Annotated in this window: 18 protein-coding genes, 1 tRNA gene, 1 pseudogene and 1 other annotated feature; of the genes and pseudogenes, 5 read left to right on the top strand and 15 right to left on the bottom strand. The window is 65.1% G+C overall.

What is annotated here, in order from left to right; translation table 11 throughout:
• Window positions 1-101: 101 nt before the first annotated feature.
• From G6N59_RS08105 to G6N59_RS08130, 6 genes are all read right to left on the bottom strand, one after another.
• A complete protein-coding gene (locus G6N59_RS08105; RefSeq protein WP_163911107.1) occupies window positions 102-491 on the bottom strand; it encodes an SMI1/KNR4 family protein in 390 nt (129 codons plus the stop codon).
• A gap of 366 nt (window positions 492-857) precedes the next feature.
• Window positions 858-1,514, bottom strand: a complete 657-nt coding sequence (locus G6N59_RS08110) for a DUF5642 family protein (RefSeq protein WP_163911110.1) — start codon at window positions 1,512-1,514, stop codon at window positions 858-860.
• Between the two features lie 46 nt (window positions 1,515-1,560).
• Window positions 1,561-2,997 carry a hypothetical protein gene (locus G6N59_RS08115; RefSeq protein WP_138231673.1) on the bottom strand — a complete coding sequence of 479 codons (1,437 nt, stop codon included), beginning with the start codon at window positions 2,995-2,997 and terminating at the stop codon, window positions 1,561-1,563.
• 56 nt (window positions 2,998-3,053) lie between these two features.
• Window positions 3,054-4,295 carry a hypothetical protein gene (locus G6N59_RS08120; protein WP_234884335.1) on the bottom strand — a complete coding sequence of 414 codons (1,242 nt, stop codon included), beginning with the start codon at window positions 4,293-4,295 and terminating at the stop codon, window positions 3,054-3,056.
• Window positions 4,296-4,314: 19 nt separating this feature from the next.
• The gene (locus tag G6N59_RS08125) at window positions 4,315-5,007 is read right to left on the bottom strand and encodes an MspA family porin (RefSeq protein WP_234884337.1); all 693 of its coding nucleotides are present in this window, start codon (window positions 5,005-5,007) and stop codon (window positions 4,315-4,317) included.
• 347 nt (window positions 5,008-5,354) lie between these two features.
• Window positions 5,355-6,032: a GAP family protein gene (locus tag G6N59_RS08130; protein WP_138231674.1), complete on the bottom strand. Its 678-nt coding sequence runs from the start codon at window positions 6,030-6,032 to the stop codon at window positions 5,355-5,357.
• Window positions 6,033-6,651: 619 nt separating this feature from the next.
• Between G6N59_RS08130 and G6N59_RS31085 the strand changes: the two are divergent.
• A pseudogene (locus G6N59_RS31085) lies at window positions 6,652-6,855 on the top strand (hypothetical protein); the annotation flags it as partial.
• A gap of 32 nt (window positions 6,856-6,887) precedes the next feature.
• Here the strand turns inward: G6N59_RS31085 and G6N59_RS08135 are convergent.
• The 4 genes from G6N59_RS08135 to G6N59_RS08150 form a co-directional block, all read right to left on the bottom strand.
• A protein-coding gene (locus tag G6N59_RS08135; protein WP_138231675.1) for an IS3 family transposase occupies window positions 6,888-8,152 on the bottom strand; the annotation gives its coding sequence in 2 pieces (ribosomal slippage) (window positions 6,888-7,846 and window positions 7,846-8,152; 1,266 coding nt in all).
• Window positions 7,719-7,850 (bottom strand) — a sequence feature (AL1L pseudoknot). It overlaps the preceding gene by 132 nt.
• A 638-nt stretch (window positions 8,153-8,790) precedes the next feature.
• A tRNA-Met gene (locus G6N59_RS08140) sits at window positions 8,791-8,867 on the bottom strand.
• A 154-nt stretch (window positions 8,868-9,021) separates the two neighbouring features.
• Window positions 9,022-12,009 carry a UPF0182 family protein gene (locus tag G6N59_RS08145; RefSeq protein WP_138231677.1) on the bottom strand — a complete coding sequence of 996 codons (2,988 nt, stop codon included), beginning with the start codon at window positions 12,007-12,009 and terminating at the stop codon, window positions 9,022-9,024.
• A 90-nt stretch (window positions 12,010-12,099) separates the two neighbouring features.
• Entirely contained in the window at window positions 12,100-13,125 is a 1,026-nt protein-coding gene (locus G6N59_RS08150; RefSeq protein WP_163911113.1) for a YlbL family protein, read from the bottom strand.
• An 89-nt stretch (window positions 13,126-13,214) separates the two neighbouring features.
• Between G6N59_RS08150 and G6N59_RS08155 the strand changes: the two genes are divergently transcribed.
• The 3 genes from G6N59_RS08155 (at window position 13,215) to G6N59_RS08165 (ending at window position 16,877) form a co-directional block, all read left to right on the top strand.
• Window positions 13,215-14,585: a zinc-dependent metalloprotease gene (locus tag G6N59_RS08155; protein WP_138231679.1), complete on the top strand. Its 1,371-nt coding sequence runs from the start codon at window positions 13,215-13,217 to the stop codon at window positions 14,583-14,585.
• 66 nt (window positions 14,586-14,651) lie between these two features.
• Window positions 14,652-15,509 (top strand): TOMM precursor leader peptide-binding protein, encoded by an 858-nt coding sequence (locus G6N59_RS08160; protein WP_138231680.1) that lies wholly within the window; start codon window positions 14,652-14,654, stop codon window positions 15,507-15,509.
• A gap of 42 nt (window positions 15,510-15,551) precedes the next feature.
• Window positions 15,552-16,877 carry a macrolide-binding ATPase MABP-1 gene (locus tag G6N59_RS08165; RefSeq protein ID WP_163911116.1) on the top strand — a complete coding sequence of 442 codons (1,326 nt, stop codon included), beginning with the start codon at window positions 15,552-15,554 and terminating at the stop codon, window positions 16,875-16,877.
• 81 nt (window positions 16,878-16,958) lie between these two features.
• Here the strand turns inward: G6N59_RS08165 and G6N59_RS08170 are convergent, their stop codons facing one another.
• The 3 genes from G6N59_RS08170 to G6N59_RS08180 all read right to left on the bottom strand — a co-directional run bounded on the left by G6N59_RS08170 (window position 16,959) and on the right by G6N59_RS08180 (window position 19,918).
• Window positions 16,959-17,222, bottom strand: coding sequence for a WhiB family transcriptional regulator (locus G6N59_RS08170; protein WP_138231682.1), 264 nt, complete (start codon window positions 17,220-17,222; stop codon window positions 16,959-16,961).
• A gap of 142 nt (window positions 17,223-17,364) precedes the next feature.
• Window positions 17,365-17,634: a hypothetical protein gene (locus tag G6N59_RS08175; protein WP_138231683.1), complete on the bottom strand. Its 270-nt coding sequence runs from the start codon at window positions 17,632-17,634 to the stop codon at window positions 17,365-17,367.
• A gap of 163 nt (window positions 17,635-17,797) precedes the next feature.
• Complete coding sequence (locus G6N59_RS08180) at window positions 17,798-19,918, bottom strand: ATP-dependent DNA helicase UvrD2 (protein WP_163911119.1); 2,121 nt, start codon at window positions 19,916-19,918, stop codon at window positions 17,798-17,800.
• A 100-nt stretch (window positions 19,919-20,018) separates the two neighbouring features.
• Here G6N59_RS08180 and mrx1 point away from each other — a divergent pair, with 100 nt between their 5' ends.
• Window positions 20,019-20,255, top strand: a complete 237-nt coding sequence (gene mrx1, locus G6N59_RS08185) for a mycoredoxin Mrx1 (RefSeq protein ID WP_138231685.1) — start codon at window positions 20,019-20,021, stop codon at window positions 20,253-20,255.
• A gap of 48 nt (window positions 20,256-20,303) precedes the next feature.
• Here mrx1 and nudC read toward each other — a convergent pair whose 3' ends face one another.
• A complete protein-coding gene (gene nudC / locus G6N59_RS08190) occupies window positions 20,304-21,230 on the bottom strand; it encodes an NAD(+) diphosphatase (protein ID WP_138231686.1) in 927 nt (308 codons plus the stop codon).
• Between the two features lie 8 nt (window positions 21,231-21,238).
• Window positions 21,239-22,318, bottom strand: coding sequence for a potassium channel family protein (locus G6N59_RS08195; RefSeq protein WP_138231687.1), 1,080 nt, complete (start codon window positions 22,316-22,318; stop codon window positions 21,239-21,241).
• Window positions 22,319-22,337: the final 19 nt, after the last annotated feature.

The following is a 22,337-nucleotide window of genomic DNA, read 5'->3' on the forward strand; positions in this document are numbered from 1 at the left end:
CCGTCTGCCGCCCAACCACGCCAAACAGAATCATCCGTGCTTGTCAGAAACCGGGGACGACCGTGCTGTGAGAACTTTCTTTACTGGTATCGAGGCATGTGTCAGTAGTAGCGCAAGCATTCATCGATAAGTGTCCATATTGGTCGCGCTGATCGAGTCAGCTCGCCGCCGATCCACGTCCAGCCGAGATCGAGGTTTGTCGAGACGTCAACGCAAACGCGGTTGTTGGCACCGTCTGAGCAAACCTCTATTAGCTTGTCCAGCTCGGGCCATTCAGACTCAGGTAGGTACAGCTCGTCGTCATTGCCATCAGAAAGATACTCGTAGTCATCGACGCTTCCGAAGTCTGCCGGCGTCCAGAAATGCTGAGAACGTCGTAGTCCGACGCTCCCAAACCCCGTATCGACCGTAAACCCATCATGGATGTTTTGGTAAAAATCGCGCAGCGAGTCCGGAAGTTTAACCAGTATTCCGCAGAGGACGCGGGGCATGGTAGACAGCCAATCCAGGCACGGAAAGGTTGCGGGCCCGAACCATCCTTAAGGCAGTACAACAAAACTAGCTCGGGTGTGTCTCGCTCAGATGTGTACAAGTTCGCTGCATACACACCGTGAAGCGTCTCAGACAAACGGCGGGTCCAGACCGGCACCTCACCGCTGGCCAGCGGCTTCCAATACTGGTTGACGCACGACAGCGCTGCCTGATTCTCCAGGCCGGCGATGTCCCGCCAGTACTCAGGTAGGCCCTCATATCCGGGCTGGTCCTTCAGCTGTAGCGGTTCAACTTTTGCGCCAAGTGCGCCCGCCAGGTACTCAAAGAATTCGGCTCTGCCCATGGTTATCCCTTCGGCGCTCGGACTAGTGGCCGCGCACGAGCGCCACTGACTCGGTGAAAATCTCTTTAGCCAAGGCAGGGTCGATCGGGCTAGACGACGGCGTCACGCTCGGGTCTGAGTTCACGATCAACGTAACAGCATGAAATCCGTCCAGCCACGTCTTGTAATAGTAGTTATCTATTACGCGCCCACCCCGCTTGCTCACGGTATGTGTCGCTTCCACCTTCAGCCCCGCTATCTGGGGCACGTCGGCAGGAGTCGTGATCGCATAGCCGTCCGGGAAAGTGACGCTCATATAGGAACAGTCCACGGCGGAATCTTGGTGGGGGCCCCCGCCAGAAGGCAACTGTTGTGCAGATATGACGTAGAACAGGCCCTTGCCGTAGGCGTTAACCCCGTAGACCGTCTCGCCCAGAATTCCTTCGGTCTGCTGCTTTGCGCATGAGGCCGGGCGGACCTCGCCGGGTTTGGGCGTCTTGAACGAGTCGACAGTGACCTGGTTGATAACTCGCTGACCGCTGCGGGATTCGTAGCCCGCAGGAGCTTCTGAACGATCTGCACTACGCGGGAGGGGTCGATACCGCGATCTGACGAGGTGTCGCGGAGCCAGTACACGCCACCGACCACGGCCGCCGCCGTCAGTGAAATGACTGCTGCTGCGAGCAGACCGCGACCCCACATTGTCTTCGGTAGTACAGCATTGAATCGTGTCATGAAGTCTGTCCTCACTTGCTGCCCACGAGGTCGAGTATGAGTTCTTTGGTGCCTTCTCTCGCCGCAATACCGATTGCGCGGTCAGCTATTGCGCCGGTCCCCAACGACTCAATGCAATCGAGGATGCAGCTGACGATAGTGACGGTCCATCCGACGCCGTCGGCGACGTTCCCCGCGTTGCGTTCCCACCACCCCGGTTGTGGTGCAGGCACCGCCGTCGAGGGCGGCGCCGGCGGCTGAGTCGGGACTACAGACGGGGCGACCGTTTCCGGAACAGGCGGCTGCGCGGGCACTGTTACCGGTGCAGGCGCAGCCGGTGATTGCGGGGCTTGCACTGGCGGTGCGGTGTGGACCGGCGCGGCCTGCGACGCGGACGCGGGGGGCTGAGTTCGAGATTTGGACTCAGCTAGTAAGCGCTCGGAGATTTGCTCTTCGACCATGTCGGTGGCCTTAGTCTCCTTGCCGCACCAATCTTGCAGATAATCCTCAGGAACCTGCTGGCCTTTATAAAGCGTCCACTCGCTTGGCAGCTTGTCTTGTCGTGACCGATTGTATCCCTCGGGATTGGGGAACAAGTTATCCGGGTGATTTGCGATCGCAATCTGGTCGGCCCGATTAAGGTCCCTGAAGCCAGGAATTTCCCACAATCGCCGTAGCGGAATGATGTGGTCGACATCCCATTTTCCGGTGATTTCTCCATATTTCCCACCCGCACCCTTTGCGATCTCTTTCTTCATCTCGTCACGAATGGCGGAAATATATGAGCGGACTTCTTCGGCGAATTCGTCGAATTCGGCCTTTTCTTTCGCGCTTCCCCACTTCTTTGGCTTAGGCGGAACGAGTTCGTTTTCCTTGCAGTTGTTCTGCTTCTGCTGCTGTTCCTGTTCTTGGTTCTGCTCCTGCTCCTGCTGTTGGGGTTGCTGTTCGGGCTGTTGTTGCGGTTGCTGTTCGGGCTGTTGTTGCGGTTGCTGCTGGGGCTGTTGTTGCGGTTGCTGCTGGGGCTGTGGCTGTGCAGTTTGTAGCGGGGCGTCGTAGTCGGGTGGCTGCTGCCCGTTGGCTGGCTGGAGTTGCTCAGGATTGGCTTGTTGAAAATTGGGTTGCTGCTGCGGCACCTGCGCCGGTTGCTGGGCAGGGTTATTGATGTCAATCCCGTTGCCCTGATACGGGGCCGGGTAGGACCCACCGTTGTAGGAGCCCGGGGCGTCGGGCATCGCCGGGGGCTGCAATGGGAACGGCGGTGCGCCACCATTGCCGCCGGAGCCGCCCGATCCGCCACCGGGCACGCTGGGCTGGGCGGTGGCCCCGGGCAGGGCCGCAATGGTGGAGCCGTGGTCATCACGGCTGGTCGTGATGAGCGCGGCCAACAGCAGTGCCACGATCGAGACAATGGCCACAACGCGCCGGTAGCGGTACACGCTCCACCTCGGCGGCGGTTTCATCGGTTTCATCGCGGATTTCCCTCCCATAAGAACCGCTTCTGGATACGTCTGCTGCGCTTTCGCGTCTAGCCGGGTCCGCCGGACATATTGGCTTTGACCCAGGAGACCTCGTCGGCGGCGGTGCGGGTGCAGGCTTCGTAGTCGTCGCCGGTTTGGCCGAACACGGTCACGCATGAGATGGACAGGTGCGCCAGTAGCCGGTCGTTGCAGGAGTCGATCGAGGTGTAGGCGGGTGTGCCGGCCAGACACAGTTGTTGGGTTTGGCAGGCGGCCACGAAGTTCGCCGCACGCCCGTCCGCGGAGGTGTAGGTGTCGGGGCCGCCTTGGCAGTGACCGGAGTGGCGCTGCGCATACACGGCCGGGTCGACGTTGTCCGGGCGGTGCGCCCCGGTCGGATCGGTCACATACCCGGTCGGGTTCGGGGGCGTGACTGACGCGGCCGGTGTGCCGGCGGGTAAGCCGGCCCAGTTCGGGGTGGGTGCGCCGGTAGTCGCCGCGTCGGAAGCTCGGTACGACAGGGTGATGGTGACCGGGAACGCGAAAACGCTGGTCGGGCCCAGATCAACAGTGAGGTTGGACTGTCCGGGTGGGAAACCCGGCCCCAGCGTGGGGGTGACGCCGACGAGGGCTTGGTTGGCATCGGTGGCCGCCGGGACGCTGAAGGTGCCGATGACGCGGGCCGGATTGCCCGGTGCGGCATCGGTTTCCACCAGCACCACGTTGTTGCCCTGCCGCAAATGTGTCGCGGCGGGAAGCTTGATTCCGAATGGGATCGTGGATGCGGAGAACACCGTCTTGCGGGTCACGGTGATGTCGACGCCGCCGCCGGAGAACGGGATGACCTGGTAGTCAACGTCATTGGAGCCGTAAATGGCGCCACCGTCAGCAGTCCACGCGGCCGGACCCAGCCCCAGCTCGCCGGGTAGGTGGATGGCGATCTGCCTGTTCGGGTGCGCGGTCGGGGCGAAGATGCCGTCTTTGGCCCACATCGGCACCGTGACCGCACCCCGCTCCCCCTGAGCTGCCAGCGGCCGTTCCATGCCCGCGGTTTCCCCTTGTGGGGTGGTGGAGGAAACCCGTGCTCCGCCAATGGGATTGATCCGGCCCGGGTCCTCGGGCATTGGGCGTTGGATGGGTAGTGGCACCGGCGGCCGGGACGGTTGTGCGGTCTGGTCGGACGCAGCTGGGTCGGCGTTAGCGGTCGCCAACGACACGCCACCGCCCGTCTGCCATGCTGCTACAACCGAAGCTACGAGCACCGCAGCCAGGACCGCCATCACATTGCCGGGCAGGAAGCGATTTGTCATCAATCGAGTTCCCATGTGTTCACAGGTCTTTCGGTTCGCCGTAGAGGGTTTGGGTGTCGTTGCCGTTATCGGTTCGCACCCGGATCGTGGTGTAGGACTGGATTTTCACCTGACCACCGCACCCGTCGGCCTCGATGTTCTGATCCCGCAGGTTCGACACCGCATGCATGCTGCGCAGACTGATGCGATCCATCGGAACCTGCGCCAGCCCACCAGGTTTGAGCAGCACCCGAATATGCCCACCCAGATGCTCCTGCACGCCGAGAGTGGCTCCGGCCGAAGCGCCAGCGAAACCACCGCCACCGCCACCGCCGCCACCGGCACCACCCTGGCCCTGCCCGAAGCCGCCGCCGTACACCTGGCCGTTGATCTGCTGATACGGATCAATCCCCGCATCCACACCGACCTCGACACCGGGCGAGGAGTCGGTGCGGCACCCCACGAAATACCCGGACTCAAGCTGGGCATCCTGGATCGGCGACCCACCCGAACCGGTGACCCGGGCCTCTGACCGCAGTGTTACTCGGGCCTGCCACGAGTTGGATGCCCCGGCCAGGTTGTCGATGTGATCGATCACCTCATTGGTGGTGTTCACATCCACCACCCAACCGTCATCGGTGACGAACTGCGTCCACCGATCCGGCATCGGCTGCGGATCAGCAACCGCCACCCCCGGCGCACACATGCAGCATGCGGCAGTTACAGCGAACATGACGGCCGTCGCGGCCAGACGCCGCGACGACAAAACAAACTCGACCATGCATGAATCCCCCTGTGAAGACCAGCCTCAAGCCCCCCGGCTCGCTTGGTCTTTCACGTAATACCGCAAACAATCGCATAAGCTGACTGACGCGTCAACTCGAACGCAGGCGTCCGCACCGAGCAAAGCCGTTCGGCCAACTAACGAAGCATGGACCGGACAGATTCGCGAACAAGCATCGCGCTGCCACGGCTGGGCGACGCTGTACCGACTCGCCGAACCCGACTATCTCGACGAGCACGTGCACCAGACCTGTTGAAATCGTCCTGGCGCCGGATGGATAGCTGACCGGTTCGGATTCACCGGCAGCGGTGAACAACCGCATCGGCGACCAGCGCAACTCCTGCGATCAGGAACATGACCCGCATCGCCATCGGCGCGTAGCGGGTGACGGTCCGCACCAAGAATCGCTGCGCCCGGGCCGCTCGCGTGTTTCGGCTGGTCGATAGCGCCAGGACCAGCGTGCAGGGAAGCAGCGCCATGATGCAGTAGGTGATCACGATGAGCGGCCACTGCGGCGGTCGTGGCTGCAGCGCGGCGAGCATGGTCAGCCCGGTCAGATACGGCACGGCCGTGCATGCTTGCCCCAATCCCACTGCGGCGCCGACGAATCCCAGCAGCCAGGGGCGGTGAAGCATCGCAACCTTGGCCCAACCCGGCGCGGCGGCTTGGGCAGGTAGTGGGAAGAACGCCAACGCGATCAGCACCAACCCCAACACGAACTCGCCCCGATACCTCACCGTCGGAGTGACAGTGAAGTCGGTCAGGTCTGTCAGCAGGCCCAGGCCCAGCACGGCGCACAGGCCGAAAGTGGTTGTCGCCGCGAAGACACCGGCGATGAAGCTCACGCCACCAGGAACGGCGGATTGACGGTTCAGCCGACTGGCGTAGACCACCGCGGACATGACTCCGATGTTCAGGACGTTGAGGGAATCCACGAAAGCGAACCCCACCAAGGTCAGCAGCAGCGCTGTCATCGTGATCCTTGCCCCCGGCCCAGCCTCACTGGGCGCGATTCGCGGTGCCGCAAAAGTTGATCGAGGTTCGCGGTGCACGCCACGTCCTACGAGCAGGGTGGTGGTGTGGTCACGCGGCGCAGCGATGGCGCTATTGCTCAATCCACCCACGGATCGTCGACAGACTGCGTTCGCCGATCCCGCGCAGCTTGCCGATCAGCAACCATCGGATCGAATCCGCAGATAGTTGCCACAACGCCAACAGCGAACAGCACCGACAGCGACACCCCGCAGCACAAAGCGCGCAGCAGACCACGAAACATTTTATCCCCCTTGTGAATACCGGCCCCAAGCCCCCCGGCTTAACTGGTACTCCAACAGATATTCACGACAATTCCACGAACCATCCGCCGCGTCAACTCGTAGCGATAGGTAGCCATCATCAAACTCACCGACACTTGAGCTAACATTTTTTGAGACGACAGGGTCGCTGGATGACGCAGCAACGGTCAGCAAACCGGCCTTCATTACTGCACCCCCGGGCGGTCATCATCAGGTCACTTCAGCGCCACAAACCAGCCCACCCCTCGGCGGGTGATCCCGTAAGCCTCTGCACCACAACAATATCCAGGGGGATGGCATGGTCAGCAAGAAACGCCGTGGGGCATCGGTAGATGCCGCCACATTCACCGAACGGCTCAACCGGCTGTTCGCCGTCGTCTACCCACCCGGACGCGGCCCCTACCGCAACGCCGAAGTAAGAGAAGCCTTGGCCGGCCGCGGATTCGCAATGTCCGCCCCGTACCTGTCGCAACTACGCGGCGGAACCCGCACCAGCCCATCCCTGAAACGCCCTGGGTCCGCCGGAGGCTCGAGCTATTGGATTTCGACCAGGAGTTGGTCGGTCCGTTGTGCATCGCAGAACGCATCTTCGTATTCGGTGGGTGGGATGTCGCCGAGGTAGCTGTGTAGGCGGCCGGTGTTGTGCCAGTAGACCCAGCCCAGGGTCGCCAGCTCGACGTCCTCGACTGTCTTCCACGGCCCGGTGCGGGCGGGTCCGTAGATTAGCTCGGCTTTGTAGTAGCCGTTGACCGTCTCGGCCAGAGCGTTATCGAAACTGTCGCCTACGGTGCCGATCGAGGGCGCTGCTCCGATTTCAGCGAGCCGTTCACCGTAGCGAATCGAGGTGAATTGCGACCCGGCATCGGAGTGGCATACCAAGTCCGGCAACATATTTCCGCGTGACCACCGGGCCATCTCCAGTGCGTCGAGCACCATCGAGGTCCGCATATGCCCGGCTACCCGCCAGCCCACGATCCTCCGCGAGTACGCATCGACGATGAAGCACACATATGCGACCCCGGCCCAGGTGGGCACGAACGTCAGATCCGTCACCCAGAGCTGGTTCGGCGCGGTCGCGGTGAACTTGCGCTTGACCAGATCCGGGTGTCGCGCCGCCGGCGGGTCGGGTTTGGTGGTGCGGACCCGTTTGCCGCGCCGCGCTCCGCAGATCCCGGCCGCTCGCATCAGCCGGGTGACCTGGTCGCGGCCGACATCGTGACCGTCCCTGCGGGCTGCTTTCCACAGCTTGGGGGCGCCGTAGACGCAGTAGTTATCTGTCCAGAGCTGGCGCAGCGCCGGCCCCAGCACGGCATCACGCTGAGCACGTGCCGACGGAGGCCGGGCTTTGGCGTCGTAGTAAGTGCTCGGGGCCACCGTCACGCGTGCGGTACGCAAGACAATGATGATGGGCTCGACCCCGAAATCCCCACGATTGGCGTCGATGAAGGCGACTATTTCTTGTGTTGGCGGTCGAGCTCCGCCCCGAAGAAACTTGCCGCTCGTTTCAGAATTTCGTTGGCACGCTTGAGTTCTCGGATCTCCTGCTCAAGCTCTTTGACTTTCTGCGACTCGGCCGTTGTTACTCCGGGTTCGTAGCCATCGTCGATGTCGGCCTGGCGCACCCAGGAACGCACCGACTCGACCCCGTAGCCGAGCTGGTGAGCGACCCGCGAAACGGTGCCCTGCTCGGTGCCGAGTTCGGCGCGCAACGCACGGACCATACGCACCGCTGCAGCCTTCTCATCCGGGCTGTAGCGGCGACTGGTCGGCTTCTTTCCCGATGACGATTCCGTGGGCATACCTGCATCCTCGTTTCCAAGGTCAGGAGCCTCCGGGATTTCCAGGGCGTTTCACACCCGCGAACTATCGACCGATGAGTTGGACGAGATTCGTCGTCACGTCATGGCCTACGTGGACAAGCTCCTACCCGATCGCGACAAGCGGCTTAACACCGCTGAGCGCACGGTGTCCAGACTGATCGATGAACGCGATGCGGTTCTACGCGCCCACTACGCGGGAGCCGTGCCACTTGACCAGCTCAAAACGGAACAGGAGCGGATCGCCGCTGAGCTGGCCACAGCCCAACGCCAACTTGATGAGCGACGGCTCGATCGGCAGCAGCTGGAAAAGGCCCTCAGCGCGGCGCTGGACCTCGTTACGAACGCTCAGGCCGCCTACGCCGCCAGCGGCCCTCAAGCACGCCGTGCCATGAATCAGGCAGTCTTCGCTCGCATCTTCATCGCCGATGACGAGATCGCCGATGCGCAGCTGACCGACCTGTTCGAGCGATTACTAGATGCCAGGCTGAAGGACCGACTCAACGATGAACTGATTTCACGGGACGGCGCTGCGCAATTTGGCGGAACAATGCCCAGAAAGCCGAAAAGTTCGAACTTGTATCCTTCTCATCAGGACACAAGTTCGAACTTTCGAACATTGGTAGCGGGGACAGGATTCGAACCTGCGACCTCTGGGTTATGAGCCCAGCGAGCTACCGAGCTGCTCCACCCCGCGTCGGTAAATACAACGTTACCCAACGCTGCCGAATGCACCAAATCGTATGGTCAGACGGGGTTTTTGGAACCGGATGCCGAACTTGGCTGGACACAAAACTGCCCAACCCCCGAAGGAATTGGGCAGTTTTGTGATTGTTGACGTGTCGACTGGCCTACTTGGCGTCGCGGTACTTCGCCATGGCGTCATCGAGCTTCTGCAGCGCCGCGCCGTACTGGGCGAAATTGCCGCTCTGCTGCGCCGCATGCATCCCGTCGAGGGCCGCGTTGACATCTTGCAGGGCAGCGGCTTTCGCGGGCGACAGGGTCAGCGGGACGCCAGGAGACTGCATCGCTACCGGCGGAGGCTGCGGCGCCGCGGCAGGCGGCTGGACTGCCCCCGGAACGGCCGCGGGAGGCGGCGTCCCAGCCGGCACGTCGGTGGGGGCCGGACCTGTCGCGGTGGCACCCGCACCCGGCCCGAAGATGCCGTTGAGAGCATCACGGACCGTCGGGCCGTAGCCGACCTTGTCGTTGTACATCATCGCCACGCGGATCAATCGCGGGTAGGACGAGGCCGCGTCACTGGCGCCCGGCGAGGCGTAAACCGGTGCGACATAGAGCAACCCACCCTGGCCGACGGGCAGCGTCAAGAGATTGCCCCACCGAATCCGGTTCTGATTGTCCCGTCCGATGACGCCCAGGTCCTGGCTCACCGCAGTGTCGGTGCTGATCGCGTTGAATGCCAGTTTGGGCCCGTTCACCTGGCCCGGGATGGTCAGCACGGTGATCTTGCCGTAGGTGGCCGGATCCGAGCTGGCGCTGATGTACGCCGCCAGGAAGTCCCGCCGGAACCGGTTCATCGCCGTGGTCAGCTGGAACGACGACGAATCACCACCCGTGGCAAGGTCTTTCGCGACGATGTAGTACGGCGGCTGGAAGCTGCTGGCCGTCGGGTTCGGGTCCAGTGGCACATCCCAGAAATCCGACGTCGAGAAGAACGTCACCGGATCGTTGACGTGATACTTGGCCAGCAGCATGCGCTGGACCTTGAACAGGTCCTCCGGGTAGCGCAGGTGCTCGGCGAGTTCCTTGGAGATCGTCGACTTCGGCTTCACCGTGTCCGGGAACACCTTCATCCACGCCTGTAGCACCGGGTCGTGCTCGTCCTGTTCGTACAGGGTCACGGTGCCGTCGTAGGCGTCGACCGTGGCCTTCACCGAGTTCCGGATGTAGGACACCTGCTTGTCCGGCAACATCCGGTTGACCGCAACCTCATTCGAGTCGGCGGTCGCACTCGACAGCGAGGTCAGCTCCGAGTAGGGGTAGTTGTCCAGCGTGGTGTAGCCGTCGACGATCCACACCATGCGCTTGTTGACGATCGCTGGGTACACCGTCGAATCGGTGGTCAGCCACGGCGCCACCGCCTCGACCCGGCGTGCCGGGTCGCGGTTGAACAGAATCTTGCTGTTCGGCCCGATCACGCTGGAGAACAAGAAGTTTCGCTCGGCGAACTTCGCGGCGAAGACCGACCGGGACAGCCAGTTGCCGATGTCCACACCGCCGGTACCACCGTAGGTGTAGTTCTTGGTCTCGGTGTTGGTCTCGTAGTCGTACTCGCGGTCGACGCCGTTCTTGCCGACGATCGCGTAATCCGAAGCCGCACTGGCGATCACCGGGCCGAAGTACACGCGCGGCTGATCCAGGGGCGCCGGGCCGGGCGACACCGCCGCACCATTGGCGCCGACCACGCTGGCCAGGAACTCCGGATAGCCGCCGTTCTGGTTGGGGTCGTTGGCGATGCCACGCACCGTGTTGGCGGGCGAGGCGATGAAACCGTTGCCATGGGTGTACACCGAATGCCTGTTGATCCAGTCACGCTGGTTGTCGATCAACCGGTCCGGGTTCAATTCACGTGCCGCCACGACAAAGTCGCGCAGCTTGCCGTCAGGGCCGTTGTAGCGGTCGATGGAGAGCTGATCCGGGAAACTGTAGAAGTTCTTGCCCTGCTGGAACTGGGTGAAGGCCGGTCCGACGATGGTCGGGTCGAGCAAGCGGATATTCGACGTCGTCGCCCTGTCAGCCGCGACCTGTTCGGCGGTGGCGGGCGCGTTGCCGCTGTAGTCGCGGTACGTCACCGCGTCACCGGTCAACCCGTACGCATCTCGCGTCGCCGTGATACTCCGACTGATGTAGTCGCGTTCCTTCTGCGCCGCATTGGGTTTGACGCTGAACTGCTCGACCAGCATGGGCCAGCCCGCCCCGATGATCACCGAGCTCAGCAGCAGCAGCACCAGGCCGATGGCCGGAATCCGCAAGTCCCGCAGCACCAGCGCCGAGAACACCGCCACTGCGCAGATCAGTGCGATGACCAGCAGGATCATTTTGGCGGGCAGCACGGCATTGATGTCGGTGTAGCCGGCACCGGTGAACGGCTTGCCGCCACGGGTGTGGCTCAACAGCTCGTACCGGTCGAACCAGTAGGCAACGGCCTTGAGCACCACCAGGATTCCCACCAGCGACACCAACTGTATCCGCGCGGCACGGCTGAGCGCACCCTGGCGGCCCGACAGGCGGATACCACCGAACACGTAGTGGCCCAGCAGGTTTCCGACCAGCATCAGGAAGACGCCAACGAACAGATAGCCGAGCACCAAGCGGTAGAACGGCAAGTCGAACGCGTAAAAGCCCAAATCCTTGCCGAACTCGGGGTCGTTGATGCCGAACGAGCCACCGTGCAGGAACAGCTGCACGCGCACCCAGTAGGTCTGTGCCACGAATCCGGCCAGCAACCCGATGAACACCGGGACGCCGATGGCGAAGAGCCGCAACCGGGCCAGCACCGTGGTGCGGTACCGGGCGACCGGGTCGTTGGGGCCGGACGCCGGTACGAACACCGGCCGGGACCGGTACGCGAGTGCCATTCCGCCGAACACCACGGCACCGATGAACACCCCGGCCACCAGGAACACCACCAGCCGCGTCACCAGGACGGTGGTGAAAACCGAGCGGAAGCCGAGCTCGCCGAACCAGAGCCAGTCCACGTAGGCGTCGACCAGTCGGGGGCCGATCATCAACAACCCGACGATCAGCAGCGCGATCCCGACCAGGATCCGACTTCGTCGCGTCAGCTTCGGCATCCTCGCCGCAGGCCGCATCCCCACTCGTCAGCTCCAGTCTGTTGAAAGTCTGTATGAAAATCCGAAAAGGCCAGCTTGTCTTACGACTCTACGCATTCAGGGCTGGCCGCACGCTCAACAGCGGGGAGGTTCGCCACCAGCGGACACCGCGTGCAGCGCGTCGACCGCGCCGCTCAGGTTCTCGACCTTGATCAACCCCAACCCGTCCAGGTGGGCCGAGACCGCTTCGGCGCAGTTCTCGGCAGGCACCATGAACACCGTCGCGCCGGCCTCCCGCGCGGCCAGCATCTTGTGGGTGATGCCGCCGATCGGGCCCACCTTGCCGTCGTCGGCGATGGTGCCGGTGCCCGCAACGAACTTGCCGCCGTTGAGGTTTCCGTCGGTGAGCTTGTCGACCACGGCCAGGCTGAACATCAGGCCGGCCGACGGGCCACCGATGTTGGCCAGGTTGAAGTCGATGGAGAACGGGGCCCAGGGGGCGTTGAGGACGGTGGTGCCGAGGTAGCCGTAGTCGCGGTCCTTGTTGGCGCCCAGCGTGATGGTCGCGACGCCGATCCCGGCATTCGTGCGCCGGTAATCGAGCACGACGTGGTCGCCCGGCTTGGTTTTCTTCAGCAGTGAGGTGAACTCTTCGACATTGGCCACCGGAACGCCGTTGACCATGTCGATGGCGTCGCCCGGACGCAACTGCCCGGCCGACGGCCCGGGATCGGCGACCGCCTGGACCGTCACCGCCTTCGGGTACTTCAGGTAGTTCAGCGCCGCGAACTCGGCGTCTTCCTCGGAATTCTTGAAGTCGGCGTTGTTGGCCTTGTCCACCTGGTCCTTGGACTTGTCCGGCGGATACACCAGGTCGCGCGGGACCAGCTGCTCGCGGCCGGACATCCACAGCGCCAGCGCCTGCCCCAGCGTCAGCCCGTCGCTCTGCGACACCGTCGTCATGTTGAGGTGGCCCGACGTCGGGTGCACCTTGACGTCGCCCTTGATGTCGACGACCTTCTTGCCGTCAACCTCACCGAGCGTGTCGAACGTCGGGCCGGGACCCAGCGAGACGAACGGCACCGTCACCACCGACAGCAGCACAACGAACACGATGATCGGCACCAGAGCGACCACGAGCGTAGAAATCCGCCTGTTCACGCCGCCAACAGTAAAGCTCGCGGCTCGGTTCGCTGACAGCATGACCCGCGAAGCCACCCACGGCCGGTGCTGGCAGTACGGTTGACGGTATGGCTGACCTGCCTTTCGGCTTCTCCAGCGGCGATGACTCCGACCGCGACAAGTCCGAGAAGAACCCTGGGCAGGGTTCTTCCGGTGGCTCCTCGGACCCGTTCGGGTTCGGCGGTGCGTTCGGCGGCCCCGGCGGCGCCGGCATGCCCGACCTGGGCCAGATCTTCACCCAGCTCGGCGCGATGTTCAGCGGCGCCGGCGCGTCGATGACGGGCCCGCAGTCGGGTCCGGTCAACTACGACCTGGCCCGCAAATTGGCGTCCAACTCGATCGGGTTCGTGAAGCCCGTGCCCGAGCAGACCGCGACGGCCATCTCCGACGCCGTGCATCTGGCGGAAACGTGGCTCGACGGCGTCACTCCCCTGCCGGCCGGTACCACCCGGGCGGTGGCCTGGACCCCGAGCGACTGGCTCGACAACACGCTGAACACCTGGAAGCGACTGTGCGACCCGGTCGCCGAGCAGCTGTCGAACGTGTGGGTGTCGGCGCTGCCCGAAGAGGCCAAGGCCATGGCCGGCCCGCTGATGGCGATGATGTCGCAGATGGGTGGCATGGCGTTCGGTTCGCAGCTGGGCCAGGCCCTGGGCACGCTGTCCAAGGAGGTACTCACCTCCACCGACATCGGCCTGCCCCTGGGACCTTCGGGCGTGGCCGCGCTCATGCCCGAGGCCGTCGAGGCGTTCGGCGAAGGCCTGGAGCAACCGCGCAGCGAGGTGCTGACGTTCCTGGCGGCCCGGGAAGCGGCACACCACCGCCTGTTCAGCCACGTGCCGTGGCTGGCTTCCCAGCTGCTGAGCGCTGTCGAGGCCTTCGCCAAGGGCATGAAGATCGACATGAGCGGGTTCGAGGAGATGGCTTCCGGCCTGGACCCGGCGTCGCTGATGGGCGACCCCGGTGCCATGGAGAAGCTGCTGAGCCAGGGCATGTTCGAGCCGAAGGCCACTCCCGAACAGGCCGCCGCGCTCGAACGCCTGGAGACGCTGCTGGCACTCATCGAGGGCTGGGTGCAGACCGTCGTCACCGCGGCGCTCGGTGACCGGCTGCCGGGCACGTCGGCACTCAGCGAGACGCTGCGTCGTCGCCGCGCCACCGGCGGACCGGCAGAGCAGACCTTCGCGACCCTCGTGGGTCTGGAGCTGCGGCCGCGCAAGATGCGCGAGGCCGCGACGCTGTGGGAGAAGCTGACCCAGGCCGTCGGCCCCGACAAGCGCGACGCCGTCTGGCAGCACCCCGACCTGTTGCCCGGCGCGGCCGACCTGGACGAGCCCGCGGCCTTCATCGACCGTGCGCTCGGCGGCGACACCACGGACCTGGATCAGGCGCTGGCCGATCTGGAGAAGGACCTCAAGCGGGACACCGAAGAGGAGTAGCAGACGCCGGCTCTGCCTGTGGATAACTGATTCGCCGAATCGGCGCCCCATTGGCACAGTGGGGCCATGCTCCCGGCCCGTCAGACCTTGAACCCGGCCATGCCGGTGTTGCAGCGGCCCGACGGGACCGTGCAGCTCGGCTGGGACCCGCGGCGCGCCATCGGCATTCGGCCGCCGGCCGGGTTGTCGGCCGGCGACCTGGCGGATCTGCTGCGCGGCATGCAGAGCGGAGTCGACGCCGAGAGCAGTCAGACGCTGGCGCTGGCGGCCGGGCTGACCGACGTCGGCGGCTGGACCGGGCTGGTGCGCGCACTGACGACCGCGGGCCTGTTGCAGGAGGCGCCCGAAGCCGGCCGTAGACCGGTGTCGGTGCGTATTCACGGCAGCGGGCCCCTGTCGGACCTGTTGGCCGGCGCCTTGAACTGTTCCGGGACCCGGGTGCGCACCAGCCGTTTCGGCCACGTGGCCGTCACGCGCGACGCCGCCGATCTGGTCGTGCTGTCCGACTTCCTGGTGGCCGATCGGCGCCTGGTGCGCGACCTGCACCGCGCCGGGGTGCCGCATCTGCCGGTGCGGATCAGAGACGGCACAGGGTTGATCGGCCCGCTCGTCCTGCCGGGCGCGACCAGTTGTCTGAACTGTGCCGATCTACACCGCAGCGACCGTGACGCGTCGTGGCCGGTACTCGCCGCCCAACTCGAGGGCACCGTCGGCAGCGCCGACCGGGCCACCGTGCTCGCCACCGCGGCAGTGGCACTCAACCAGGTGGACCAAGTCATCGATGCGATCCGCGACCGTCGATGCCGTGCCAAACCACCACCGACGCTGGACGCCACCCTGGAATTCGACATCGGTTCGCGGACGACCGTGGTGCGCCGATGGTCCCGTCATCCGCTGTGCGACTGGTGCGATCAGACCGCCTGACAACGCGTGTTGCCATGGTGCTGACGTGGACTCAGCAATGTCATGGATGATGTTGACGTGGCGGATATCAAACGGGGCAGTGTGGCACGCAACGCGAAGCTCGCCGGTCTGGCCGGCGGCATGGCGGGACGGGCCGCGCTCGGCTTGGGCAAGCGACTGGCGGGCAAATCCAAGGACGAGGTCACCGCCGAACTGATGGACAAGGCGGCACAGCAGCTCTTCACCGTGCTCGGTGAGCTCAAGGGCGGCGCGATGAAGGTCGGCCAGGCGCTGTCGGTGATGGAGGCCGCCATTCCCGAGCAGTACGGCAAGCCGTATCGGGAGGCCCTCACCAAACTGCAGCGGGAAGCCCCGCCGTTGCCGGCGGCCAAGGTGCACCGCGTGCTCGACGCGCAGCTGGGCACCAAGTGGCGTGACCGGTTCCAGTCGTTCGACGACACCCCGGTGGCCTCGGCCAGCATCGGCCAGGTGCACAAGGCCGTCTGGTCCGACGGCCGCGAGGTCGCCGTCAAAATCCAGTACCCCGGCGCCGACGAGGCACTGCGCGCCGACCTCAAGACCATCCAGCGTCTGGTCGGCGTCTTCAAGCAATTGGCGCCCGGCGCCGATGTTCAGGGCGTCGTCGACGAGTTGATCGACCGCACCGAGATGGAGCTGGACTACCGGCTCGAGGCCGACAACCAGCGGGCGTTCGCCAAGGCCTACCACGGCCACCCGCATTTCAAGGTCCCGGCGATCGTGGCCAGCGCCCCGAAGGTCGTCATCGCCGAGTGGATGGACGGCATCCCGATGTCGGTGATCATCCGGGAGGGCACCGCCCCGCAGCGCGACCTGATGGGGACCCGGCTGTCGGAGCTGACGTTCGACGCGCCCGCGCGCCTGGAGATCATGCACGGCGACACCCACCCCGGGAACTTCATGCTGCTGTCCGACGGCCGGATGGGCGTCATCGACTTCGGCGCGGTGGCGCCGCTGCCCGGTGGATTGCCGACCGCGATCGGCGAGATGATCAGCCTGGCGCGGGACAAGAACTACGACAAGCTACTGCCGGTCATGGAAGACGCCGGGTTCATCCAGAAGGGCGAGCAGGTGCCGATCGACGAAGTCGACGACATGCTGCGCCAGTACGTCGAGCCGATTCAGACCGATGTCTTCCACTACACCCGCCGCTGGATCATGAAGATGGCCGCGGGACAGCTGGACAACGGCGTCGCCCAGATCAAGATGGCCCGGCAGCTGGACCTGCCGCCGAACCTGGTGATCCCGCTGCGCGTGATCGCGTCAACCGTCGCGATCTGCTGTCAGCTGGACGCCCACGTGCCCGTGAAGGCCATTGCCACGGAACTGGTTCCGGGTTTCGCACCGTAGCTCGCGCTGAAAGTGGGCGATATGACCGGTGTTTCGCCGGTTCTCGGTCATATCACCCACTGTCGGCGATGGCTGGCGCTACTAGGCCGCGACGACGTCCTTGCGCGGACGACCGCGCGGACGCTTGCGTGCGATGACGGCACCCCGCTCGAGGATCTCCCCACCCCAAACGCCCCACGGCTCTTCACGTTCCAGCGCCTCGTTGAGGCACTGGAGCCGGATCGGGCAGTCGGCGCACAGCGCCTTGGCCTGTTCCAACTCCGTGGGGCTGTCCGCGAACCACATATCGGGGTCGCCGACATGACATGGCACCGCCAGCCTTTGTCGGCAAGTCTGGCTAGTCATGTCCTCATCACCTACTTCCTGGTCATCTTGCGTGGTGTCTGATGGACCAGTGACCAGGTGGTTTTGAGGTTGTGCCCCAATAACTTTGGCCACGGATCCGGTGGTTTCGGGTCCGTGGCCAGGTGGCTTGCGTGGGCTCTACCTAGGTAGTGCCCCGCTTCACGGGCGCGAAGGTCTTGGCGGTGCGCTTGTGCTGCGGAACGTCGGCGACATGTCCAGACGTCGCGAGACGTGCCGCCGACATAGCGGCGGCGACAGCAGCGGCGGGAACAGCCGAAGCAGCGGAAATGTCAACGTTGTGATGCCAACCGGCGCCGACGCGCGATACCGCCTCAAAGGCGGCAGCGAGCAGCGGCGCACGGGAGCCGGCGACAGCGAGGACAGCGCCTCGGGACGCGTCAAAATTGATCATTCGGGGCCACCTCCTCAGCGGTCGATTGCGGATTCACACTTCATGAACTCGCGGGATTTCGTTGCGGCTTCGAGGCTAGACGGTACCACCAAAATCAGGCAAACGATTTTTTGACCAGCGGTTTTGGCACAATTTGCGCGATGTTTGGCGCAATTTGAGCGCGCTATTTGGACCCGTTCACCAGCGCCAGGACATCGGGACCGTACTGCTCCAGCTTGCGCGCGCCGATGCCGGGAATGGCCACGAGCGCGGCATTGTCGGCCGGCAGGGCCTCGGCGATCGCGATCAAGGTGTTGTCGGTGAACACCACATAAGCCGGCACCTTCATCTCCTGCGAGGTACGCAGGCGCCACTCCTTGAGCCGGCCGAGCAGCTCCTCGTCCAGGTTCGACGGGCAGGATTCACAGCGCCGCAACAGAATGGCCGTCGACGTCGTCAACGCCGAATTGCAGACCCGGCAACGCGGCGCGGGACCCCGTTTACGTTGCGGCTGTTGGGGTTCCCGCCGGCTCTGCGGTGTCAGCCCGTTCAGGAACCGCGAGGGCTTGCGGCTCTGCCGTCCGCCCGCAGCCCGGGCCAGCGCCCACGAGATGGTCAAATGCACTCGCGCCCTGGTGATTCCGACGTAGAAGAGGCGCCGCTCCTCCTCGACGGGCTCGCTGTCCGCGCCATGCGACAACGCATGCGAAATGGGCAGGGTGCCGTCGACCAACCCGACCAGGAACACCGCGTCCCACTCGAGTCCCTTGGCCGCGTGCAGCGACGCCAGCGTCACGCCCTGCACCACCGGTGGGTGCCGGGAATCGGCGCGCTGGCGCAGCTCGACGAGCAGCCCCTGCAGGTCCAGGTTGGCGCGAACCGCGACTTCCTGCTCGACCAATTCGACCAAGGCCAACAACGCATCCCAGCGTTCCCGGGCCTTGGTACCCGACGGCGGCTCCGCCGTCAGGCCCAGTGGTTCCAGCAGATCGCGCACCAGCTGCGGCAACTCGACACCGGCGACCTCGCCCTGATGCCCCGCGGCGCGCTGCAGCGCAAACAGCGCCTGCCGAATCTCCTGCCGGCTGAAGAAGCCCTCACCACCGCGCACCTGGAACGCCACGCCCGCCGCGGTGAGCGCTTCCTCGTACACCTCGGACTGCGCGTTGATGCGGTACAGCACCGCGATTTCCGAAGGGGCGGTACCCGATTGGATGAGCTTCTTGATCGCCGCGGCGACGGCGTTGGCCTCGGCGACCTCGTCGGGGTGCTCCCGGAACACCGGCTTCGGCCCGGGATCGCGCTGACCGACGAGCTGCAGCCGACTGGCCGCCATCCGGCCGGAGGCCGCCGAGATCACCTGATTCGCCAGCGAGACCACCTGCGGCGTGCTGCGGTAGTCGCGCTCCAGCCGGATCACCGCGGCATCCGGGAACCGTCGGGAGAAGTCGAGGAGGTACTGCGGGGTGGCGCCGGTGAACGAGTAGATGGTCTGGTTGGCGTCACCAACCACCGTCAGGTCGTCGCGCTCCCCCACCCAGGCGTTGAGCACCCGCTGCTGCAGCGGGGTCACGTCCTGGTACTCGTCTACGACGAAGCAGCGGTAGCGGTCGCGGAACTCACCGGCGACGGCGGTGTCATTCTCGATGGCGGCGGCGGTGTGCAGCAACAGATCGTCGAAATCCAGCAACGCCGAGCCGTCGCGGCGGGCCTTGAGGCCCTCGTACCCGGCGTACACCGCGGCGACCTTGGCGGCGTCGAACGGGATGTCGCGCTCGATCCTGGCGACCTGCTCCGGGTACTGCTCGGGGCTGATCAGCGACGACTTGGCCCATTCGATCTCACCGGCCAGGTCGCGCACGTCGTCGGTACTGGCCTGGATGCCCGCCCGGTTCGCCGCCTGCGCAACCACCGCGAACTTGCTGTCGAGCAGCTCCCAGCCGGTGTCGCCGACCACGCGCGGCCAGAAGTACCGCAGTTGCCGCATCGCCGCGGCGTGGAACGTCATGGCCTGCACGGCCCCGGTGCCGGCGGCACCGTCGATCTCCTGCTCCAGGCTGCGGAGGCGGCCGCGCATCTCCCCCGCCGCGCGCTGGGTGAACGTCACGGCCAGCACCTGACTCGGCGCGACGTGGCCGGCGGCCACCAGGTATGCGATGCGGCGGGTGATGGTCCGCGTCTTACCGGTACCCGCGCCGGCGAGCACACAGACCGGCCCGCGGGGCGCGACGACCGCCTCGCGCTGTTCGTCGTCGAGGTCCTCGAGGAGCGTGGACGGCGGGGCCTCGGCTGGCATGGTCCCCATCATGGCAGCTGGGGCTGACACGCTCAGCACGGCCGACCCTGTGACGCAGTCGGCACCGCTCGGCGGCATGACGCGGCGATCGGATACGTTGAGTCGCGTTATGAGTGCACTGATCATGTACAGCACGACCTGGTGCGGCTACTGCAAGCGGCTCAAGACCGCGCTGAAGGCCGAAGGCATCTCCTACACCGAGATCGACATCGAGCAGGATCCGGCCGCCGCCGAATTCGTCGGTTCGGTCAACAACGGCAACCACGTCGTCCCGACGGTCAAATTCGCCGACGGCTCGACGCTGACCAACCCCAGCATCAAGGACGTCAAAGCCAAGCTGAACTAGCGATTTGTGCACGATTTTCCGCGCCAGCCGCGGATCTTCGTGCACAAATCACAGGGCCGCCCAGGACTCGATGATCTCCCGGGCGATCGAGATCGAGCCGGGCAGCAGCAGCCGGGAGTCCGACGCGCTGTTCCAGTCGCCGTGCTCGAGTGCCTCGCGCACCTCGGCCCGGGTGAACCAGTCGGCCTCGGCGATCTCGCCGTCGTTGAACGAGAAGGGCTGCTCCGGGTCGCCGATGGCGTGGAAGCCGACCATCAGCGAGCGCGGGAACGGCCAGGGCTGACTACCCAGGTACTTGACGTCGGTGACGGTCAGGCCGATCTCCTCGGAGATCTCGCGGACCACACACGACTCGAATGACTCGCCGGCCTCTACGAACCCGGCCAGCAGCGAGAACAGCCGCTCGGGCCAGTTGGTCTGGCGGGCCAGCACGGCGCGGTCGTGCCCATCGTGCACCAGGCAGATGATCGCCGGGTCGATGCGCGGGAATTCCTCGTGGCCGCCGATGCTGTTGGCCCGCGCCCAGCCACCCTTGATCGACTTGGTGGGTGCGCCGTCGATGGCGCTGAAGCGGGCGCTGTCATGCCAATTCAGCAGCGCTGTCGCGGTCGAGACGAGCTGGGCGCTGATGTCGTCGAAGATGGGCCCGGCCCGGCGCAGGTCGAGTACCTCGACGGGATTGTCCGACGGGTCCACTGGGTCTTCTAATGCGGCGCGGACACCCCACACGTGACGGCCGTCGGGCATCCGGCCGAGGAACACGGCGTGCTCGTCGGGTTTGTCCCCGAGTTCCGCCGCGCGCCCGAGCACCACCCGGCCACCGGAGATCAGCACCTGATTGCGCCGGTCGACGCGCAGCAGGAGGGCGTCCTGCCATCCCGCGATCGCGGCATCGACGTCGGTCCGCAGCATGTCGGCCCGGTCGGCGCCGACGCGGGACAGCAGCGGGACATTGCGGAGGGTGAAATCGCTCATCGCTGTGGTTACCGTTCGACTTCGGCGTTGCGGATGTAGAGCAGGCGGTCGCCGGCGGCGAGAGCGTCCACCTCGGGGGCATCGACGCGGAGCAGCCGTCCGTCCCGCACCACGCCCAGCACGATATCCGACAGGTGTCGGGGCGAGCCGCCGAGTTCCTTGACTTCGACCTCGCGTTCGGAGATCGCGAAGCCGGCGTCCGGGGTGAGCAGGTCCTCCACCATCTCCACGACGCTCGGGGTCTGGGTCGCGATACCCAGCAGCCGCCCGGCGGTCTCCGAGGACACGACCGTCGAGTCGGCACCGGACTGCCGTAGCAGATGCTGGTTTTCCGCCTCGCGGGCAGAGGCGACGATCTTGGCCTTGGGTGCCACCTCGCGGGCGGTCAGCGTGACCAGCACAGCGGTGGCGTCCTTGTCGGTCGCGACCACGATGGACTTCGCGTGCTGGGCCCCGGCCAGGCGCAGCACCTCGGACTTGGTGGCGTCACCGACCACGGTGACCAGTCCGGCGGCGCGGGCCCGGTCAAGTGCGGCCGGATTCTCGTCGACGACGACGATGTCTCCGGGTGCGACCTCGTCACCGACCATGGCCTGAACCGCGGTGCGGCCCTTGGTTCCATATCCGACGACGATGGTGTGGTTGCGCACGGTGCTCCTCCATCGCTGAATCTTCAGGGCTTGGCGAGACTGCGTGGTCAGCGTCTCGACGGTCGTACCGATGAGCACGATCAGGAACGCGATCCGCATCGGGGTGATCACCAGGACGTTCACCAGTCGCGCCCCCGGGGTGAACGGCGTGATGTCGCCGTAGCCGGTCGTCGACAGCGACACCGTCGCGTAGTAGATGCAGTCCAGGAGCGACATTTCGTTGTCCTGGACGTCGCGGTAGCCGTCGCGATCGAGATACACGACGAGCACCGCCGCGGCGAGCACCAGCAGGGCATAGATGACGCGGCGCGCGATCCGGCGGGCCGGGCTGACGAACTTCTCCGGGATGCGCAGTACGTCAACCAGATCCGCGTTCTGCCGACTGGTGAGGTTCTGCTCCATCGCGGCCATGCGCCGCGACAACCTAACGCGAGCCACGAAGAGCCAATATCTGGCA

This window comes from Mycolicibacterium aubagnense (genome assembly GCF_010730955.1).
In the GTDB taxonomy this organism is placed as follows: Bacteria; Actinomycetota; Actinomycetes; order Mycobacteriales; family Mycobacteriaceae; genus Mycobacterium; species Mycobacterium aubagnense.

Coding starts and splice junctions, on each gene's coding strand:
- G6N59_RS08105 (WP_163911107.1), bottom strand. CDS start 491: ATGCCCCGCGTCCTCTGCGGAATACTGGTTAAACTTCCGGACTCGCTG.
- G6N59_RS08115 (WP_138231673.1), bottom strand. CDS start 2,997: ATGAAACCGATGAAACCGCCGCCGAGGTGGAGCGTGTACCGCTACCGG.
- G6N59_RS08120 (WP_234884335.1), bottom strand. CDS start 4,295: ATGACAAATCGCTTCCTGCCCGGCAATGTGATGGCGGTCCTGGCTGCG.
- G6N59_RS08125 (WP_234884337.1), bottom strand. CDS start 5,007: ATGTTCGCTGTAACTGCCGCATGCTGCATGTGTGCGCCGGGGGTGGCG.
- G6N59_RS08130 (WP_138231674.1), bottom strand. CDS start 6,032: ATGACAGCGCTGCTGCTGACCTTGGTGGGGTTCGCTTTCGTGGATTCC.
- G6N59_RS08155 (WP_138231679.1), top strand. CDS start 13,215: ATGGCTGACCTGCCTTTCGGCTTCTCCAGCGGCGATGACTCCGACCGC.
- G6N59_RS08160 (WP_138231680.1), top strand. CDS start 14,652: ATGCTCCCGGCCCGTCAGACCTTGAACCCGGCCATGCCGGTGTTGCAG.
- G6N59_RS08165 (WP_163911116.1), top strand. CDS start 15,552: ATGGATGATGTTGACGTGGCGGATATCAAACGGGGCAGTGTGGCACGC.
- G6N59_RS08170 (WP_138231682.1), bottom strand. CDS start 17,222: ATGACTAGCCAGACTTGCCGACAAAGGCTGGCGGTGCCATGTCATGTC.
- G6N59_RS08175 (WP_138231683.1), bottom strand. CDS start 17,634: ATGATCAATTTTGACGCGTCCCGAGGCGCTGTCCTCGCTGTCGCCGGC.
- G6N59_RS08180 (WP_163911119.1), bottom strand. CDS start 19,918: ATGGGGACCATGCCAGCCGAGGCCCCGCCGTCCACGCTCCTCGAGGAC.
- mrx1 (WP_138231685.1), top strand. CDS start 20,019: ATGAGTGCACTGATCATGTACAGCACGACCTGGTGCGGCTACTGCAAG.
- nudC (WP_138231686.1), bottom strand. CDS start 21,230: ATGAGCGATTTCACCCTCCGCAATGTCCCGCTGCTGTCCCGCGTCGGC.